Here is an 18218-nt window from a genome sequence, read left to right on the forward strand (position 1 = left end):
GACTATGTTCGATTATGAAAGTTTACGGTTCATTTGGTGGGCGCTGATTGGCGTGCTGTTTATCGGCTTCGCGGTCACCGATGGATTTGATATGGGTGTGGGGATTCTGGTACGGATCATCGGTAAAACCGATACAGATCGCCGGATCATGATCAATGCGATCGCCCCGCACTGGGATGGTAACCAGGTCTGGCTGATCACCGCCGGTGGTGCGTTATTTGCTGCGTGGCCGATGGTTTATGCGGCAGCGTTCTCGGGTTTTTATGCGGCGATGGTTCTGGTGCTGTGCGCATTGTTTTTCCGTCCGCTGGGCTTTGACTACCGTTCAAAACTGGATAACGCGCGCTGGCGTGGAATGTGGGACTGGGGCATCTTCATTGGTAGCTTCGTGCCATCGCTGGTCTTTGGTGTGGCCTTCGGTAACCTGTTACAGGGCGTGCCGTTCCACATTGATACCGACCTGCGTCTGTTCTATACCGGTAACCTGATTCAGCTGCTGAATCCGTTTGGTATTCTGGCCGGTCTGGTCAGCCTGACCATGCTGATTACGCAGGGCGCAACGTATCTGCAAATGCGTACTGTCGGCGAACTGCATCTGCGTACCCGTAATGCCTCGCAGATTTCTGCGCTGATCATGATGGTTTGCTTCCTGCTGGCGGGCATCTGGCTGGTTAAAGGGATTGATGGCTTCACCGTGACTTCCGTACTGGATCACGCGGGCCCGTCAAATCCGCTGCACAAAACGGTTTCTCATGAAGCGGGCGCATGGTTGGCTAACTTCAACAAGATCCCTGCTCTGTGGGCTATTCCTGCACTGGGTGTGATTCTGCCGCTGCTGACAATCCTGTTCTCCCGTTTGAATAAAGCGGCTCTGGCTTTCGTCAGTAACTCACTGACTATCGCCTGTGTGATCCTGACGGCCGGTATCACTATGTTCCCGTTCGTCATGCCGTCAATCACTGATCCTAACGTCAGCCTGACCATGTGGGACGCAACGTCTACCTTACTGACGTTGAGAGTGATGACCGTCGTAGCGTGTATTTTTGTGCCAATCATCCTGATTTACACCTCATGGGCGTATTACAAGATGTTCGGTCGCCTCGATAAAACGTACATCGAGAACAACAAGCATTCGCTGTATTAAGGAGAAAACCATGTGGTATTTTGCCTGGATCCTCGGCACCTTGCTGGCCTGCTCATTTGGTATCATGACCGCGCTGGCGCTTGAGCACAGCGAAGCCAACAAAGCTGCAAAAGAAGAGAAGTAACAATGAGTGTGATCGCGGATAAAGTTTACGCCGTCACAGACAAGGGCCCCTTGCGGGCCCTTTCCCTTGTGATGTCGCTGCTGCTTGCCGGTTGTGTTTTCTGGAAACCGGGCATGTTTGCTTCGTCGACCAGCCAGCTGGAAGTGTGGCACGGGCTCATTCTGATATGGGCTGTTTGTAGCGGTGTTATTCACGGTCTGGGTTTTCGTCCGAGAAATTCGGTGTGGAAATCATTTTTTTCACCGTTACTGGCGATGATTGCACTGGCTGCGGGTTTGTTTTACTTCTTCAGCTGACTTTTATCGTCTTAAAAATACACAGATTTACAGTAATCTTCCTATGGGCCGCTCCGGCCCATAATTATTTTCGTTCCAGCATTGCAACCCATTCCCAACCCCAATTCTCTTGCGTATAGTAGTGCCGTCAAATTGCATTACGGGATGTAGAGTGAGTAATTCGTTGTTCCGATGGCCGGTTCGTGTCTATTACGAAGACACAGACGCGGGAGGTGTGGTCTACCATGCCCGATACGTCGCCTTTTTTGAAAGGGCTCGCACAGAGATGTTGCGCCAACGCAATTTTCACCAGCAGCAGTTGCTGGCAGAACACGTCGCTTTTGCTGTCCGCCGCATGACGGTCGAATACTTTGCACCAGCTCGCTTAGATGACTTGCTGGATGTTCAGAGTGAGATTACGTCCATTCGCGGAGCTTCTCTTACTTTTGCACAACGAATTCTTGATTCGCATGGAAACCTTCTGAGTTCTGCAGAAGTGTTGATTGCATGCATTGATCCACACCAAATGAAGCCCCGAGCGCTTCCTAAGTCTATTGTCGCGGAGTTTAAGCAGTGACTGACATGAACATTCTTGATTTATTTTTGAAGGCCAGCATCCTGGTCAAGCTGATTATGCTTGTCCTGGTGTGCTTTTCTATCGCGTCCTGGGCGATCATCATTCAACGCACGAAAGTGCTGAATGCCGCCACCCGCGAGGCAGAAGCGTTCGAAGATAAATTCTGGTCCGGTATTGAGCTTTCCCGTCTGTATCAGGAAAGCCAGGGCCGTCGCGAAACCCTGAGCGGGGCAGAGCAAATCTTCCATTCTGGTTTTAAAGAATTCGCCCGTTTACACCGTGCCAACAGCCACGCGCCAGAGGCGGTGATTGAAGGGTCTTCACGTGCAATGCGCATCTCCTTTAACCGTGAACTCGAATCCCTTGAAACACACATTCCTTTCCTTGGCACCGTCGGTTCCATCAGCCCGTATATCGGTTTATTCGGTACGGTCTGGGGGATCATGCACGCCTTTATCGGTTTAGGTTCCGTGAAACAAGCGACCCTGCAAATGGTTGCTCCAGGTATCGCAGAAGCACTGATTGCTACGGCGATTGGTCTGTTCGCCGCTATTCCGGCCGTTATGGCGTATAACCGCCTTAACCAGCGTGTGAATAAGCTTGAGCAAAACTACGATAACTTCATGGAAGAATTCACGGCTATCCTGCACCGTCAGGCTTTCTCTCGCGAAACCAGCAGTAACTAAAGGGGGAGAGTATGGCTCGTACACGAGGTCGTCGTAACCGGCGCGAAGGTAAGTCGGAAATCAACATCGTTCCGCTGCTGGACGTACTGCTGGTTCTGTTACTGATTTTTATGGCGACAGCACCGATCATTACCCAGAGTGTGGAAGTTGACTTACCTGATGCGACGGATTCTAAAACAGTGTCCAGCGATGATAACCCGCCTGTGATTGTTGAAGTTTCAGGCGTCGGTCAATACACCATTGTGGTGGATCATCAGCGTATGGAACAACTGCCTGAACAACAGGTTATTGCAGAAGCGACCAGCCGTATTCAGGCCAATCCGAAGACGGTATTCCTGATCGGCGGCGCGAAAGATGTGCCTTATGATGAAATCATCAAGGCGCTGAATATGCTGCATCAGGCTGGCGTGAAGTCAGTCGGATTGATGACACAACCTATCTGAGGATAGGTAATTTGTAACACTTATTTGAAACCCGGCATTCGCTGGCTTGCTAAAAGAGTAAGTCAGGCGCTACAGGATCCCGGGTTTTTAGTAATCCTGTCTTGGGAAATCTATTTTGGTAAAGGCAACTGCAACTGAACAAAACGATAAGCTCAAACGCGCCGTTATTGTTTCGGTCGTTCTGCATATCATCATTATAGCCCTGTTGATTTGGGGATCGCTGGACGAAGATACCAGCATGAGCGGTGGCGGCGGCGGTAGCGATATCTCGGCCGTAATGGTTGATCCCAGTGCCGTGGTCGATCAGTACAACCGTCAGCAACAGCAACAGGCTGATTCCCAACGTGCTGCCGCAGCGCGTCAGAAAAAATCAGAGCAACAGGCTGAAGAGCTTCAGCAGAAACAGGCCGCAGAACAGCAACACCTGAAAGAACTTGAGAAAGAGCGTCTTCAGGCACAGGAAGATGCGAAGCAGCAGGCGCAGGAACAGGCTCAGCAGCAGAAACAAGCCGCTGAACAACAGAAACAAGCGCAGCAGGCTGCCGAGCAGGCGAAAGAACAACAGAAGCAGGCCGAAGCTGCTGCCGCACAGGCGAAAGCTGAAGCGGCAAAAGAAGCGGCTCAGGCGAAGGCCGATGCAGCGAAAGAAGCTGCAAAAGCGCAGGCTGATGCACAGAAAAAAGCCGCAGCCGAAGCTAAGAAACAGGCTGAAGCTGAAGCCGCCGCAGCGGCTGCGGCCGCGAAAAAACAGGCCGAGGCTGACGCGAAGAAAGAAGCGGCTGCTGAGGCGAAGAAACAAGCTGCCGCAGAGGCTAAAGCTCAGGCTGCCGCCGATGCGAAAGCGCAAGCTGATGCAGACGCCAAAGCTGCGGCGGACGCGAAAGCCGCCGCTGCCGCTGAGAAGAAAGCTGAAGCGGCTGCAGCTGCCAAGAAAGCCGCAGCCGATAAGAAAGCGGCCGCTGCCGCTGCCGCTGCCGCTGCCGCAAAAGAATCTGCTGACGCCAATAACTTATTTGACGGGCTGGCCGATTCTAAAAATGCGCCGAAAGGTTCAACGGGCGGTGGGGCTTCTGCTCCGGCAGGTAAAGGAACACAGAAAAAGGCGGGTGCATCCGGTGCCGATATTGCAAACTATGGCAGCCAGATAAAGGCGGCTATTGAGAGCAGATTCTATGACGCGTCATCGTATGCGGGTAAAACCTGTTCGTTGCGCGTTAAAATGAACCCGGATGGCTCGCTTATCAGCGTGTCAGCAGAAGGTGGGGATCCAGCACTTTGTCAGGCAGCGCTTGCCGCGGCCCGACAGGCGAAATTCCCGAAACCGCCTTCTGAAGCAGTCTATGAAGTATTTAAAAATGCTCCGATAGATTTTAAACCGTAGAAAGATGAAAATAATTTCTTTTCAGAATTTTACGATAGATTGCAGGGTGTAATTCTAGTTTTGTATGCGTTGGTTTGTTAAAATTCTGCTAAATTATCGCGGGCAGATACGTCCAGATAAGGGAGATACAATGAAGCAGGCATTTCGAGTAGCGTTCGGCCTTTTGATGATGTGGGCATCTGTAGTACATGCAGAAGTTCGCATTGAAATTACTCAGGGCGTAGATACCGCTCGTCCGATTGGCGTTGTGCCATTCAAATGGGCGGGCCCGGGTACTCCACCTGAAGATGTTGGCGGTATTGTTGCTGCTGACTTACGCAACAGTGGTAAATTTAACCCTATTGATGCATCGCGCATGCCACAACAGCCAACTTCAGCGGCAGAAGTCACACCTGCTGCCTGGACTGCTTTGGGCATCGATGCCGTTGTTATCGGTCAGGTTCAGCCTGCAGCCGATGGCAGCTACGTTGTTTCTTACCAGTTGGTTGACACCTCTGGTGCTCCGGGCACCGTGCTGGCACAAAACCAGTATAAAGTGACCAAACAATGGTTGCGTTATTCTGCCCATACAGCCAGTGATGAAGTTTTCGAAAAACTGACCGGTGTTAAAGGTGCATTCCGCACCCGTATTGCTTACATCGTGCAGACTAACGGCGGCAAATTCCCGTACGAACTGCGTGTAGCGGATTACGATGGTTACAATCAGTTTGTTGTTCACCGTTCACCAGAGCCTCTGATGTCTCCGGCCTGGTCTCCGGACGGTAGCAAACTGGCTTACGTGACCTTCGAAAGCGGTCGTTCAGCGTTGGTTGTACAGACACTGGCAAACAGTGCCATCAAACAGATTGCCTCTTTCCCACGCCACAACGGTGCTCCGGCGTTCTCTCCGGACGGGTCTAAACTGGCATTCGCGTTGTCTAAAGATGGTAGCCTTAACCTGTATGTGATGAACCTGGGTTCAGGTCAGATCTCTCAGGTCACTAATGGCCGTAGCAACAATACTGAACCAACCTGGTTCCCGGACAGCCAGAACCTGGCGTTCACGTCGGATCAGGGCGGTCGTCCTCAGGTATATAAAGTTAATATTAATGGCGGTGCGCCTCAGCGTCTGACATGGGAAGGCTCACAGAATCAGGACTCTGACGTCAGTGCAGATGGTAAATTCCTGGTCATGGTGAGCAGCGCCAGCGGTACACAGCACATCGCTAAACAAGATCTGGCAACGGGAGCCGTTCAAACATTGACGGACACGTTCCTGGATGAAACGCCTAGCCTCGCACCAAACGGCACTATGGTTATCTACAGCTCCTCTCAAGGACTGGGTTCTGTATTGCAACTGGTATCGACTGATGGGCGCTTCAAAGCGCGTCTTCCGGCAACTGATGGACAGGTCAAATTCCCTGCCTGGTCGCCGTATCTGTAATGCATAGAAAACTATGTATGGCAAAAAATTATAAAAGGATCGAATAGATGCAACTGAATAAAGTGCTGAAAGGGCTGATGCTGGCATTGCCTGTTCTGGCAGTCGCTGCGTGTAGTTCTCACAAAAACGCGGACAACGACCAATCAGGTATGGGTCTGAACTCTGGCACTGGCGCAGAAAGCGGCAACATGTCTTCTGAAGAGCAAGCTCGTCTGCAGATGCAAGAACTGCAGAAAAACAACATCGTTTACTTTGGCCTGGACAAATACGATGTTTCTTCAGAATTCGCTCAGATGTTAGACGCGCACGCAGCATTCCTGCGTAGCAACCCGTCTTACAAAGTGACTGTAGAAGGTCATGCTGACGAACGTGGTACTCCAGAGTACAACATCGCCCTGGGCGAACGTCGTGCTACTGCTGTTAAAATGTACCTGCAAGGTAAAGGCGTTTCTGCCGACCAGATCTCTATCGTTTCTTACGGTAAAGAAAAACCAGCTGTACTGGGCCATGACGAAGCGGCTTACGCTAAAAACCGTCGTGCCGTACTGGTTTACTAAGAGAATAGTATGAGCAGTAACTTCAGAACTCATCTGTTGAGTCTGTCGTTACTGGTTGGCGTAGCGGTCCCATGGGCCGCTACTGCCCAAGCGCCAATCAGTGATGTCGGCTCAGGCTCGATAGAAGATCGGGTCACCTCTCTGGAGCGTATTTCTAACGCTCACAGCCAGCTATTAACTCAACTCCAGCAACAACTTTCTGATTCCCAACGTGATATGGATACTCTTCGTGGTCAAATCCAGGAGAACCAGTATCAGTTGAGTCAGCTTGCTGATCGTCAGAAGCAGATTTTTAACCAGATGGACAGCCTGAGTCAGGGTGCCGCCGGAGCCGCCAGTACGGGCGCTGCAGCAGCCACTGCCGACGCGTCTGGTAATGCTGCGGCCGCCACGTCTGATGCAGGTGCTGCACAAGCCCCTGCAAGCACAGGCGATGTGAACAGCGACTACAACGCCGCTGTTTCTCTGGCGCTGGAAAAGAAACAGTATGATGAGGCGATCGCTGCCTTTCAGAGTTTCGTAAAAAAATACCCGGATTCTACATACCAGCCTAATGCCAACTATTGGTTAGGCCAGTTGTATTACAACAAGGGTAAAAAAGACGACGCTGCTTATTATTTTGCAGTTGTGGTCAAAAACTATCCGAAGTCTCCAAAAAGTTCTGACGCGATGTTCAAAGTTGGGGTGATTATGCAGGAGAAAGGGCAGGCCGATAAAGCCAAAGCCGTCTATGCGCAGGTCATTAAACAGTACCCAAACACCGACGCGGCAAAACAAGCTCAAAAACGTTTATCTGCGAAGTAGTTCCCCATTCAGGACCGGAAAATGTACATATCGTGCATTTTCTGGGCTTGAGTGTGTGAAAGTCCAGCAGTTAAGCATCTTTGTGAAAATTAAAGTTGCACTGAAAAGTTAAATAAGTAATATATGCCGCCGTTGCCCAGACAACTCCAAACGGCTAACGCTGTTAGAGATTTAGGCAATTTGCAGTAGGTTTAGAAGGGCCGTTAGCTCAGTTGGTAGAGCAGTTGACTTTTAATCAATTGGTCGCTGGTTCGAATCCAGCACGGCCCACCACTTTTAAAGTGTACCCTCTAAACAAACAGGCAAAGTGGCTTGCACACCAACTGCAAGACACAAAGGCAGTCAGAAGTATTCAGGAAGGGCCGTTAGCTCAGTTGGTAGAGCAGTTGACTTTTAATCAATTGGTCGCTGGTTCGAATCCAGCACGGCCCACCACTCTTTAAGTGGATGTATGTAGTGAAGCAGTGATGGATGAGAACCCTTGGTTCGAGCCGAGCGAAGCGAGACGACAACGCGCAGCGTTGCCCGCAGGGTGAGGTCAAAGACCGAATCAATCCAGCACGGCCCACCACTCTTTAAGTGGTTAGTCCTGAATAAGTAGTACAAAGCATTTAGATGGGCCGTTAGCTCAGTTGGTAGAGCAGTTGACTTTTAATCAATTGGTCGCTGGTTCGAATCCAGCACGGCCCACCATCTTTAAGTGGATGTATGTAGTGAAGCAGTGATGGATGAGAACCATTGGTTCGAGCCGAGCGAAGCGAGACGACAACGCGCAGCGTTGCCCGCAGGGTGAGGTAGCAGACCGAATCAATCCAGCACAGCCCACCACTTTTAAAGTGAGCCATCTAAATTGCAAAGATGTCTACTTCATCAAATTCAGAAAAAAGCGCCTTTAGGCGCTTTTTTCGCATTCATACCCCTGTATTTCTCACATTATCTTAACCTGCCTTTATCCACATAATCCCAATACACCTCTCTTTTAAGTCCAGTAAACATTTAAAGCCTTAAGAACAAAATTTGGACGACTTACCTCGTTTTTTACGGTATTTTGTTTAGCATACAAAACCAGTGGGTTTAATCTGTTAAACCGGCTGTGGCTCCCGGCCTTCAGGCGCATTGCCTGACAGAATGAGATGAAGAGTATGAGCGAAACCTTGGATTTGAATGCGACGGTGTATCCTTTCCCGCCTAAACCCGCAGTTCTGAATGCAGACGAAAAGACCTTCTATAAAGAGAAGATTAAGAAACTGCTGAAAGAACGCGACGCCGTTATGGTCGCGCATTATTACACTGACCCTGAAATTCAGGCGCTGGCAGAAGAAACCGGCGGTATCGTCGCGGATTCACTGGAGATGGCCCGTTTCGGCAGCCAGCATCCGGCGTCAACGCTGTTGGTGGCGGGTGTCCGGTTTATGGGGGAAACGGCCAAAATCCTCAGCCCTGAAAAAACGGTTCTGATGCCGACACTCAACGCGGAGTGCTCTCTGGACTTAGGTTGCCCGGAACAGGAATTCTCGGATTTCTGCGACAGCCACCCCGATCGCACCGTTGTGGTCTACGCTAATACCTCGGCGGCAGTAAAAGCCCGGGCGGACTGGGTCGTCACTTCAAGCATTGCGGTAGAACTGATTGAATATCTCGATAGTTTGGGTGAAAAAATCATCTGGGCTCCGGATCGTCATCTCGGAAATTACGTGCGTAAGCAGACCGGGGCGGATGTACTCTGCTGGCAGGGCGCCTGTATCGTCCATGACGAGTTTAAAACCCAGGCGCTGACCCGGATGAAAGGTTTGTACCCGGATGCGGCCATACTGGTACATCCTGAGTCCCCTCAGGCGATCGTCGACATGGCGGATGCCGTCGGTTCCACCAGCCAGCTGATTCAGGCCGCAAAAACGTTGCCGCAAAAACAGCTTATTGTGGCAACGGATCGCGGTATTTTTTACAAAATGCAGCAGGCGTGTCCGGATAAAGAATTGTTCGAAGCGCCGACAGCTGGTGAAGGCGCCAGTTGCCGTACCTGCGCACATTGCCCATGGATGGCGATGAACGGCCTGAAAGCTATTGCTGAAGGGCTGGAGCATGGTGGAGTAGCACATGCGATCGAAGTCGATGAAGCGCTGCGTGTGAAATCACTGATACCGCTGAACCGGATGCTGGATTTCGCGGCTCAGCTGAAATTACGGGCGCAAATCAAAGCGCTTTAAGCCGAAGGCATTTTCAGAACAATTAAGGGAAGGACGTGATGATGGATTTCTTCAGTACCAGCAATATTCTGGTTCATATTCCTCTTGGAAAAGGCGGATATGACCTGTCATGGATCGAAGCCGTTGGCACCATTTTTGGTCTGCTTTGCATCTGGTATGCCAGCAAAGAAAAGCTGATCAACTATGCGTTCGGTCTGATCAACGTCACTTTGTTTGCGATCATCTTCTTCCAGATCCAGCTTTACGCCAGCCTGTTGCTGCAGATCTTTTTCTTTGCTGCCAACATTTATGGCTGGTATGCGTGGAGCCGTCAGACAGCCGATCAGCAAGCCGAGTTGCAAATTCGCTGGTTGCCTCGTGGCAAAGCGCTCATCTGGGGCGCAGTGTGTGTCGCGGGAATTCTGCTGATGACGTTTAACATCGACCGCGTATTTGCCGCGCTCACACTGGTGGCGGTGAATGTGATGCAGGCGCTGGGGCTTAATGTCAGTATGCCAGAGCTTCAGCCCGATGCGTTCCCGTTCTGGGATTCATCCATGATGGTGTTGTCGATTGTCGCGATGCTGCTGATGACGCGCAAATATGTCGAAAACTGGCTGCTGTGGGTAGTGATTGATGTCATCAGCGTAGCGATTTTTGCCTATCAGGGCGTTTATGCCATGGCGCTGGAATATGTTCTGCTGACGCTGATTGCGCTGAACGGTTCGTGGCTATGGATCAAAAGCGCGAAGCAAAACGGCTCGCAGCCACTGCAAACGGCCTGAATCCGCTTCAACAAAACGCCTCCATCGCGGAGGCGTTTTGCTTGCTGCAATCTATGAACAATCAGTGATGATGGTGTGCGTGGCTGTGACCATGATGGTCGTGTCCGGCGCTGGTCGCCGGAGTTTCATTTATCCCGCAATCTGGCGTTTCACAGCGACCGTATTCCATCTGAATCGTCGCATGTCCAATACGGCATTTCTCCAGCAAATGATGCTGAATGCGATCTAACAACGCATCGTGATCGTGCGGCGGGACGACCTGCACATGCAGCGTCATCAGGCGCTGCTCACCAATCTGCCAGACGTGAACGTGATGAACATTACGAACTTCAGGAATGCTCATCGACAAGTCACGGCGCAATTTATCGATATCAATTTCTTCCGGCGTCCCTTCCAGCAGCTCATGAAAACTTTCACGTAACAGCCGCCAGGCATTGTTCAGCACCAGACATGAAACCAGCACCGACAGAATCGGGTCGATGGGTGTCCAGCCGGTATACATGATGATCAGCGCCGCCGCCACCGCACCTATTGAGCCCAGCAAATCGCCCAGCACGTGCAGCGCCGCAGCGCGTACGTTGATGTTGGCTTTTTCCTGCCCCTGATGCAGCAACCAGAATGCCAGAATATTGGCAAACAGCCCGGCAATAGCGATCACCAGCATCGTGGTGCCCATCACCGGCTGCGGATTGAAGAAACGGGCGATGGCCTCCCATACGATCAGTACCACAATCACTAACAGCGCGGCGGCATTCACGAAAGCCGCCATGGTCGTCAGGCGCAGATAGCCAAAAGTATGGCGTGAGTTCGGTTTACGTTTCGCAAAACGCACTGCCATTAATGCCACCAGTAACGCAGCAGCATCCGTCAGCATATGGCCGGCGTCTGCCAGCAAAGCCAGAGAGCCAGAAATCAGCCCGCCAATGACTTCCGCAACCATAAAAACCACGGTCACAAGGAAAGCCAGCAACAGACGTCGGCTATTTTTATCCTGCGGTAACAGGGAAGAAGACATAGTTATATTCGCAAAAAGTATGAACAGAGAGGAAACAATAGCGTAATCATGGCATGTTGCAAGACAGGGAGCAGAAAGGAAAAAGAGGAACGAATGTTCCTCCTTTATGTACTTTTAAAATTAGTTACCGGTGGCTTTAGACTGATTGGTGCCAGGAACCTGATCCGGGCAACGACCGTCCTTACACATGGCTTTTTTGTGGTCGACTGTTTTTTTGCTCATATCTTTATGTGCTTTGGTGGTCGACGTGTGTTTCTTTTTGTGAACTTCATTCACGGGCTTATCTGTTTCATTGATTTTGCTGTTATCGACCCCGTTAGGTGCGATTTTCTGCACTGAACCCGGGCTGTCAGATTGATTAGCAGAACCATTGTTAGAACCGGTATCAGCGCCTTCTGCAAAAGCTGCACCTGAAGCCAGGGCCATTGTTGCGGACAGTAAAATAATGGCGAGTTTCTTCATAACCTTTATCTCCATTTTCGGGTTGTTGTTCGCTGTGGGTAATGTGTCTCCATTGAGATAAAAGCTTAGCTAATGAATTTATGTCTTAAATCAAAATGAGACTATTCGTAAGTGTAAAAGTAGATTTACACCGACACCCAATCCGGCTAGATTGAACGCGGTCAGCGTTTCGCTTTGTCTCTTATGAACACCCAATGGAACAGTTATGAATTATCAAAACGACGATTTACGTATCAAAGAAATTAAGGAACTTTTGCCACCTGTAGCGTTGCTGGAAAAGTTTCCCGCCACTGACAAAGCGGCAAAGACGGTGTCTCATGCGCGCAATGCGATTCATAAGATACTGAAAGGAAACGACGATCGTCTTCTGGTAGTCATCGGCCCTTGCTCAATTAACGATCCTAAAGCCGCTAAAGAGTACGCAGCACGTCTGCTGAAAATGCGCGAAGAATTGCAGGGCGAACTGGAAGTGGTCATGCGCGTTTACTTCGAAAAACCGCGTACGACTGTTGGCTGGAAAGGGCTGATCAACGACCCGCACATGAACAACAGCTACCAGATAAATGATGGTTTGCGCATTGCCCGCAAATTGTTACTGGATATTAACGACACCGGTCTGCCTGCGGCGGGTGAATTCCTGGACATGATCACGCCACAATATCTGGCGGATTTGATGAGCTGGGGCGCGATTGGCGCACGTACCACAGAATCTCAGGTTCACCGTGAGCTTTCCTCCGGTTTATCCTGCCCCGTAGGTTTCAAAAACGGCACCGACGGCACCATCAAAGTGGCGATCGACGCGATTAACGCAGCCGGTGCGCCGCACTGTTTCCTGTCTGTGACCAAATGGGGCCATTCCGCTATCGTCAACACCAGCGGGAACAACGACTGCCACATCATTCTGCGCGGCGGCAAAAAACCAAACTACAGCGCGCAGGACGTGCTGGAAGTGAAAGACGGCCTGAAAAAAGGCGGCCTGCCAGCCCGCATCATGATCGACTTCAGCCACGCCAACAGCAGCAAACAATTCAAAAAACAGATGGAAGTCTGTGAAGATGTTTGCGGTCAGGTTGCCGGTGGCGAACAGGCGATTATGGGCGTGATGGTTGAAAGCCATCTGGTCGAAGGCAATCAGAGTCTCGACAGCGGCGAGCCACTGGTTTACGGCCAGAGCGTGACCGATGCGTGCATTGGCTGGGAAGATACCGAAGTGTTGCTGCGTAGCCTTGCGAACGCAGTCAAAGCGCGTCGCGGTTAATCCGTCACAGCAATTCTGAGCTGAGCCCCGTTAAGGCGGGGCTGTTTTATGGCTGTAAGAACGCTGTCATCGTGTGATGCCAAAAGAGAATATCTATGCTGATTTATAACGTTTTTGGCCGGTATCTGGGGGTTAAAAAGACGCCGGAGGGCTGGCAGGTTTTTCGTGCCGAGATGACCGAGAGAAAATTCTCGCGCCTCTACGACATCATCATTCCTGACGATATGACTGAAGCGGAAATCCCCGGCTGGCTGGGCGATATTTTTCACGAGTCAGCGACGGAATTGCATCCTGACGTCTGGCGTATCGAGTAATGTTGGTTTTGCGCCGGGTCAGACTCATTAAAAAGGCATGCTTTCGCATGCCTTTTTTGCATTTCTGATGAGCTCAGAAACCGCTAATTACTTCGCTTTACCCTGGTTTGCTACGGCCGCGGCTTTCGCTGCGATTTCATCGGCATTGCCCAGATAATAACGTTTGATTGGTTTGAAGTTTTCGTCGAATTCGTAAACCAGTGGAACACCGGTCGGGATGTTCAGTTCCAGGATTTCGTCTTCGCTCAGGTTATCCAAATATTTAACCAGCGCACGCAGGGAGTTACCGTGCGCAGCAATAATCACGCGCTCGCCGCTTTCGATGCGAGGTTTGATGACATCAGTCCAGTAAGGAATAACGCGGTCGATGGTCAGCGCCAGGCTTTCTGTGGTTGGCAGCTCTTCAGGTTTCAGTTTGGCATAACGCGGGTCATGGCCAGGGAAGCGCTCATCAGCACGATCCAGTTCTGGTGGAGTCACAGCAAAACCACGACGCCATTGTTTAACTTGCTCGTCGCCGTACTTCTGTGCTGTTTCAGCTTTGTCCAGACCCTGCAACGCGCCGTAATGACGTTCGTTCAGTTTCCAGGATTTCTCAACCGGCAGCCATGGCTGGTTCAGTTCGTCCAAAACGCTCCACAGAGTATGGATGGCACGTTTCAGCACAGAGGTGTAAGCGAAGTCAAATTGGAAGCCTTCGTCTTTCAGCAGCTGACCCGCAGCTTTTGCTTCAGTACGGCCCTTGTCGGACAGTTCAACATCATGCCAACCGGTAAAACGGTTTTCTTTGTTCCACTCACTTTCACCGTGTCTTACCAGCACCAGCTTGGTTACAGCCATAGCTAAACTCCTCAGTTAACTGAATTTTCAATGATAACAGTTATCATTATAGGGTCTGGGCATCCCGATCGGCAATCTGAATGTATTCAGGAAACCTATGCGTGACGCCCGTTTGTCTTAAACATAACGAATTTGCTGTGGCGATGTAAAACAAAACGCGCAGACGGTCACCCGGACAGCGCGTTTTGTGCAAAAGGACAGCGGATTAGCTGGCTTTTTTCAGGCAGGTACTCATGAAGGTTTTGCGGGCGTCGCCTTTAAGTTCTTGTTTCGCAGCATCAGCATTACAGGTTTTCATCTTTTTCTGCTGAGGGTTCATTTTATCGTCTGTTTTGGCCTCGGCTTTCAGGCAGTTGCTCATGAATTTTTTGCGCTCATCGCCCTTAAGCGATTGTGTGGTGGCCTGCTGATTACAGTCGGTCATTTTCTGGCGCTGCTCAGTCTGAGCGGGGGAAGGCACTTTTACGGGATCCGCGGCCAGAGCAGAACCCGCCGCACACAAGGTCGCCAGCAGGGATAACACAACGGGTAAACGCATAACGAACTCCTTTTTGAACGTCCTTTTCGCAGGACACTCTCTAAGCGTAGATGCGGGAGGCGGCTTTAGCTGAAAAAGTGCTGACGCAGATGCGTCATCAGTCACAAATTTGCAGAAGGGAAAGCGTGAAGGGCAGGTTGGGATGAGCCTGCCCCGGGAAGATTACAGCGCGAAGAACTGATAAGTGGTGGCGGATTTGTACGTCTGACCCGGTTTAATCCAGCAGCTTGGCTGCGGCCAGGTCGCGTGGTTCGGGCTGTCCGGCAGGAATTCACTTTCCAGCGCAACGCCGCTGTAGCTGGCATATTCGCCGCCGCTGCGGTTTGGCGTGCCACCGAGGAAGTTGCCGCTGTACAGCTGCACTGCCGGTGCCGACGTGAACATCGTCATTTTGACTTTGCCATCGGCTGACCACAAATGCGCAGCCGGATTGCTGCCGGTATTGCACGAGCGGTTGAGCAGATACGCATGGTCATAACCTTTCACCCGTTGCTGATCGCGATCCTTGAGGAAATCTTTCGCCAGCGTTTTTGCGGCGTTGAAATCCATACCGGTATGTTCAACCGGCGTCGGATCGGCGCACGGAATACCGTCGCTGTCGACCGGCAGGAAACGGTCAGCAAACAGTTGCAGCTTTTGCTGGCGCGCGTCGGTGCCTTCGCCGTCGAGATTGAAATAAGCGTGATTGGTCAGATTGACCGGGCACAGCTTATCCACCGTCGCTTCATAGCGGATTTCCAGACGGTTATCATCGGTCAGCTGATAATGCACTTTGGCCGTCATATTGCCCGGATAACCCTGATCGCCGTCGGCTGAAAACAGCCCGAACGTCAGCTTCTGCACGTTTCGCTCAAGAATTTTCCAGCGACGCGCATGAAAACCTTCCGGGCCGCCGTGCAGCTGATGTACGCCCTGATTGGCGACGACCAGATGTGGTTTGCCTTCAATCTCAAACTGCGAGCGGGCGATGCGGTTGGCGTAGCGCCCGACGGTCGCGCCAAGATAGGCGCTCTGATTCATATAGTCGTGCGGTGTCTGGCAGCCGAGGAGCAGTTCGCGGGTCGAGCCGTCAGCCAGCGGCAGCGTAAAGGATAACCAGGTCGCGCCCCAGTCCATGAATGTGGCGGTTGCGCCCGCCGCATTCTGTAGCGTCACCTGTTCAAACGGCTGGCCATCGGGTGCCAGCTGTGTGTTTTCAGGTTTTAACATATGCCAGCCCCCTCCGAAGCGGTGCAAACGTAGAAGGTTTCTTTCAGGCCGCTGTAGGCGTGATATTGCTGCTCAACGGCGTGACGGACTTTGTCTACCATCTCTGTCGGAACGAGTGCCACGATGCAGCCGCCGAAGCCGCCGCCAGTCATGCGCACGCCGCCTTTATCGCCAATCACTTCTTTGACGATCTCCACCAGTTTGTCAATTTGCGGAACGGTGATTTCAAAATCATCGCGCATGGAGGCGTGAGATTCCGCCATCAGTTCGCCCATGCGTTTCAGGTCGCCGCTGGCCAGTGCGTCAGCCGCTGCCAGAGTACGATCGTTTTCAGTGATCACGTGACGTGCACGGCGTGCAACCACCGGATCCAGTTCATCCTGAATGGAGAAGAACAGGGCAGGGTCTACGTCGCGCAAGGCTTTCACACCGAAGAAGCGGGCGGCCACTTCGCACTGCTCGCGACGGGCGTTGTATTCGCTGTCAACCAGACCGCGTTTCACGTTGGAGTTGATGATCACCACGGCTGCGTTTTCCGGCATAGACACGGCGCGGGTTTCCAGTGAGCGGCAGTCGATCAGCAGGGAATGGTTTTCTTTGCCGAGAGCAGAAATGAGCTGATCCATAATCCCGCAGTTGCAACCGACGAACTGGTTCTCTGCTTCCTGACCGTTCAGTGCCAGCGCCACGCCGTCCAGCGGCAAATCATAAAGAGATTTCAGCGCCTGGCCGACGGCGACTTCCAGAGATGCAGAAGAACTCAGCCCTGCGCCCTGAGGCACGTTGCCGCTGATCACCATGTCTGCGCCGGAGAAATCTTTATTACGCAGCATCAGATGTTTCACCACGCCACGCACGTAGTTGGCCCACGGATGCGCGTCGCTGTGCAGGATCGGTTCGTCGAGAGAGAAGGTATCTTCCTCGTTGTCGTAATCGGCGGCGATCACGCGGATCAAACGGTCGTTGCGCTGTGCGCAGGCGATCACCGTTTCATAATCGATGGCGCAAGGCAAAACGAAACCGTCGTTGTAATCGGTATGTTCGCCAATCAGGTTAACGCGACCCGGCGCTTTGATGGTGATCGTGGCAGGGTAGCCGAATTTGTCGGCAAAGATTTCCAGGGTTTTGGTTTTCAGTTTCATTGTTTTTCTCCGGCCTCACGATAATGAACATCACTCACCGCCCGCAGACGCTCTGCGGCTTGTTCGGCTGTCAGGTCGCGTTGGGTTTCAGCCAGCATTTCGTAGCCGACCATGAATTTGCGAACCGTGGCTGAACGCAGCAACGGCGGGTAGAAATGGGCATGCAGCTGCCAGTGTTCGTTGTCGCCTTCGGTAAACGGCGCGCCGTGCCAGCCCATGGAATACGGGAAAGAGCACTGGAACAGATTGTCATAGCGGCTGGTCAGTTTTTTCAGCGCCAGCGCTAAATCACTGCGCTGGGCATCGGTCAGCCCGGTGATGCGCTTAACGTGAACTTTTGGCAGCAGCAGCGTTTCGAACGGCCACGCCGCCCAGTAAGGCACCACGGCCAGCCAGTGTTCGGTTTCCACCACCGTGCGGCTGCCGTCTGCCAGCTCGCGCTGCACGTAATCCACCAGCATCGGCGAACCTTGCTCGTCGAGATAAGTGCGTTGCAGACGGTCTTCACGCTCGGCTTCATTAGGCAGGAAACTGTTCGCCCAAATCTGGCCATGCGGATGCGGGTTAGAGCATCCCATCGCCGCGCCTTTATTCTCAAAAACCTGCACCCACGGGTAGGTTCTCCCTAAATCCGCGCTTTGCTCCTGCCAGGTTCTGACGATTTCCGTCAGGGCTTCTACGGAAAGCTGCGGCAGCGTTTTGCTGTGATCCGGCGAGAAACAGATAACCCGGCTGGTGCCGCGTGCGCTCTGGACCCGCATCAGCGGGTCATCGTTTTCCGGCGCAAACGGCGTGTCCGGCATCAGCGCCGCGTAATCGTTGGTGAACACGAAAGTGCCGGTGTATTTCGGGTTCACATCGCCCGTTACGCGGGTATTGCCCGGGCAGAGGAAACAGTCCGGATCGTGCGAAGGCAGAACCTCTTGCGAAACGGCTTCCTGCTGGCCCTGCCACGGGCGTTTGGCCCGGTGCGGGCTCACTAAAATCCACTGATCGGTCAGCGGATTGTAGCGGCGATGTGGATGATCAATCGGGTTAAACGTCGTCATAAACTT

General features: G+C 52.0%; 21 protein-coding genes, 3 tRNA genes and 2 other RNA genes. 19 read left to right on the forward strand and 7 right to left on the reverse strand.

The annotated features are described in order from the left end of the window. Window positions 1-4 precede the first annotated feature (4 nt). The 17 genes from cydB to pnuC all read left to right on the forward strand — a co-directional run bounded on the left by cydB (window position 5) and on the right by pnuC (window position 10385). A complete protein-coding gene (gene cydB / locus GW579_RS13420) occupies window positions 5-1144 on the forward strand; it encodes a cytochrome d ubiquinol oxidase subunit II (RefSeq protein WP_165059472.1) in 1140 nt (379 codons plus the stop codon). Window positions 1145-1154: 10 nt separating this feature from the next. Continuing rightward, window positions 1155-1268, forward strand: coding sequence for a cytochrome bd-I oxidase subunit CydX (gene cydX, locus GW579_RS13425; protein ID WP_101077375.1), 114 nt, complete (start codon window positions 1155-1157; stop codon window positions 1266-1268). A 2-nt stretch (window positions 1269-1270) separates the two neighbouring features. Beyond that, window positions 1271-1564: a cyd operon protein YbgE gene (ybgE, locus tag GW579_RS13430; protein ID WP_152326497.1), complete on the forward strand. Its 294-nt coding sequence runs from the start codon at window positions 1271-1273 to the stop codon at window positions 1562-1564. Window positions 1565-1715: 151 nt separating this feature from the next. Beyond that, complete coding sequence (gene ybgC, locus GW579_RS13435; protein WP_165059474.1) at window positions 1716-2120, forward strand: tol-pal system-associated acyl-CoA thioesterase; 405 nt, start codon at window positions 1716-1718, stop codon at window positions 2118-2120. Beyond that, window positions 2117-2806: a Tol-Pal system protein TolQ gene (gene tolQ / locus GW579_RS13440; RefSeq protein ID WP_013576430.1), complete on the forward strand. Its 690-nt coding sequence runs from the start codon at window positions 2117-2119 to the stop codon at window positions 2804-2806. Before ybgC ends, tolQ begins: the two co-directional genes overlap by 4 nt. 11 nt (window positions 2807-2817) lie before the next feature. Then, window positions 2818-3249, forward strand: coding sequence for a colicin uptake protein TolR (tolR, locus tag GW579_RS13445; protein ID WP_165059476.1), 432 nt, complete (start codon window positions 2818-2820; stop codon window positions 3247-3249). Between the two features lie 115 nt (window positions 3250-3364). Further along, entirely contained in the window at window positions 3365-4630 is a 1266-nt protein-coding gene (gene tolA, locus GW579_RS13450) for a cell envelope integrity protein TolA (RefSeq protein WP_165059478.1), read from the forward strand. A gap of 130 nt (window positions 4631-4760) precedes the next feature. Then, a complete protein-coding gene (tolB, locus tag GW579_RS13455; RefSeq protein ID WP_104922885.1) occupies window positions 4761-6053 on the forward strand; it encodes a Tol-Pal system beta propeller repeat protein TolB in 1293 nt (430 codons plus the stop codon). Between the two features lie 47 nt (window positions 6054-6100). Beyond that, a complete protein-coding gene (gene pal / locus GW579_RS13460; RefSeq protein ID WP_152326499.1) occupies window positions 6101-6610 on the forward strand; it encodes a peptidoglycan-associated lipoprotein Pal in 510 nt (169 codons plus the stop codon). A gap of 9 nt (window positions 6611-6619) precedes the next feature. After that, the gene (gene cpoB, locus GW579_RS13465; protein ID WP_165059480.1) at window positions 6620-7414 is read left to right on the forward strand and encodes a cell division protein CpoB; all 795 of its coding nucleotides are present in this window, start codon (window positions 6620-6622) and stop codon (window positions 7412-7414) included. Window positions 7415-7611: 197 nt separating this feature from the next. Then, a tRNA-Lys gene (locus GW579_RS13470) sits at window positions 7612-7687 on the forward strand. Window positions 7688-7773: 86 nt separating this feature from the next. Continuing rightward, window positions 7774-7849: transfer RNA gene (locus GW579_RS13475), tRNA-Lys, on the forward strand. Between the two features lie 15 nt (window positions 7850-7864). Next, a non-coding RNA gene (locus GW579_RS13480) (RtT sRNA) lies at window positions 7865-7985 on the forward strand. A 46-nt stretch (window positions 7986-8031) separates the two neighbouring features. Beyond that, window positions 8032-8107: transfer RNA gene (locus GW579_RS13485), tRNA-Lys, on the forward strand. A 14-nt stretch (window positions 8108-8121) separates the two neighbouring features. Then, window positions 8122-8242, forward strand: a non-coding RNA gene (locus GW579_RS13490) — RtT sRNA. Between the two features lie 314 nt (window positions 8243-8556). Continuing rightward, window positions 8557-9621, forward strand: coding sequence for a quinolinate synthase NadA (gene nadA / locus GW579_RS13495; protein WP_165059481.1), 1065 nt, complete (start codon window positions 8557-8559; stop codon window positions 9619-9621). 41 nt (window positions 9622-9662) lie between these two features. After that, window positions 9663-10385, forward strand: coding sequence for a nicotinamide riboside transporter PnuC (gene pnuC, locus GW579_RS13500; RefSeq protein WP_165059732.1), 723 nt, complete (start codon window positions 9663-9665; stop codon window positions 10383-10385). A 61-nt stretch (window positions 10386-10446) separates the two neighbouring features. Here the strand turns inward: pnuC and zitB are convergent, their stop codons facing one another. Together zitB and GW579_RS13510 are read right to left on the reverse strand one after the other, a co-directional pair. Next, complete coding sequence (gene zitB / locus GW579_RS13505) at window positions 10447-11400, reverse strand: CDF family zinc transporter ZitB (protein ID WP_165059483.1); 954 nt, start codon at window positions 11398-11400, stop codon at window positions 10447-10449. Between the two features lie 120 nt (window positions 11401-11520). Further along, a complete protein-coding gene (locus GW579_RS13510; protein WP_165059485.1) occupies window positions 11521-11862 on the reverse strand; it encodes a protein YbgS in 342 nt (113 codons plus the stop codon). Window positions 11863-12067: 205 nt separating this feature from the next. Here GW579_RS13510 and aroG point away from each other — a divergent pair, with 205 nt between their 5' ends. Then, window positions 12068-13120, forward strand: coding sequence for a 3-deoxy-7-phosphoheptulonate synthase AroG (gene aroG, locus GW579_RS13515; RefSeq protein WP_152325451.1), 1053 nt, complete (start codon window positions 12068-12070; stop codon window positions 13118-13120). A gap of 95 nt (window positions 13121-13215) precedes the next feature. Then, entirely contained in the window at window positions 13216-13434 is a 219-nt protein-coding gene (locus GW579_RS13520) for a DUF7661 family protein (protein WP_152325452.1), read from the forward strand. An 87-nt stretch (window positions 13435-13521) separates the two neighbouring features. On the opposite strand, the gene gpmA is transcribed toward GW579_RS13520, so the two are convergent. The 5 genes from gpmA to galT all read right to left on the reverse strand — a co-directional run bounded on the left by gpmA (window position 13522) and on the right by galT (window position 18212). Continuing rightward, window positions 13522-14274 carry a 2,3-diphosphoglycerate-dependent phosphoglycerate mutase gene (gpmA, locus tag GW579_RS13525; RefSeq protein WP_152325453.1) on the reverse strand — a complete coding sequence of 251 codons (753 nt, stop codon included), beginning with the start codon at window positions 14272-14274 and terminating at the stop codon, window positions 13522-13524. 205 nt (window positions 14275-14479) lie between these two features. Beyond that, window positions 14480-14812: a PsiF family protein gene (locus GW579_RS13530; RefSeq protein ID WP_152325454.1), complete on the reverse strand. Its 333-nt coding sequence runs from the start codon at window positions 14810-14812 to the stop codon at window positions 14480-14482. Window positions 14813-14974: 162 nt separating this feature from the next. Continuing rightward, window positions 14975-16021: a galactose-1-epimerase gene (gene galM / locus GW579_RS13535; protein WP_165059487.1), complete on the reverse strand. Its 1047-nt coding sequence runs from the start codon at window positions 16019-16021 to the stop codon at window positions 14975-14977. Next, window positions 16015-17163, reverse strand: coding sequence for a galactokinase (gene galK / locus GW579_RS13540; RefSeq protein WP_165059489.1), 1149 nt, complete (start codon window positions 17161-17163; stop codon window positions 16015-16017). Before galK ends, galM begins: the two co-directional genes overlap by 7 nt. Beyond that, window positions 17160-18212, reverse strand: coding sequence for a galactose-1-phosphate uridylyltransferase (gene galT, locus GW579_RS13545; protein WP_165059491.1), 1053 nt, complete (start codon window positions 18210-18212; stop codon window positions 17160-17162). Before galT ends, galK begins: the two co-directional genes overlap by 4 nt. Window positions 18213-18218: the final 6 nt, after the last annotated feature.

Origin of the sequence: Rahnella contaminans (assembly GCF_011065485.1) — a bacterium.
Classification (GTDB): Bacteria; Pseudomonadota; Gammaproteobacteria; order Enterobacterales; family Enterobacteriaceae; genus Rahnella; species Rahnella contaminans.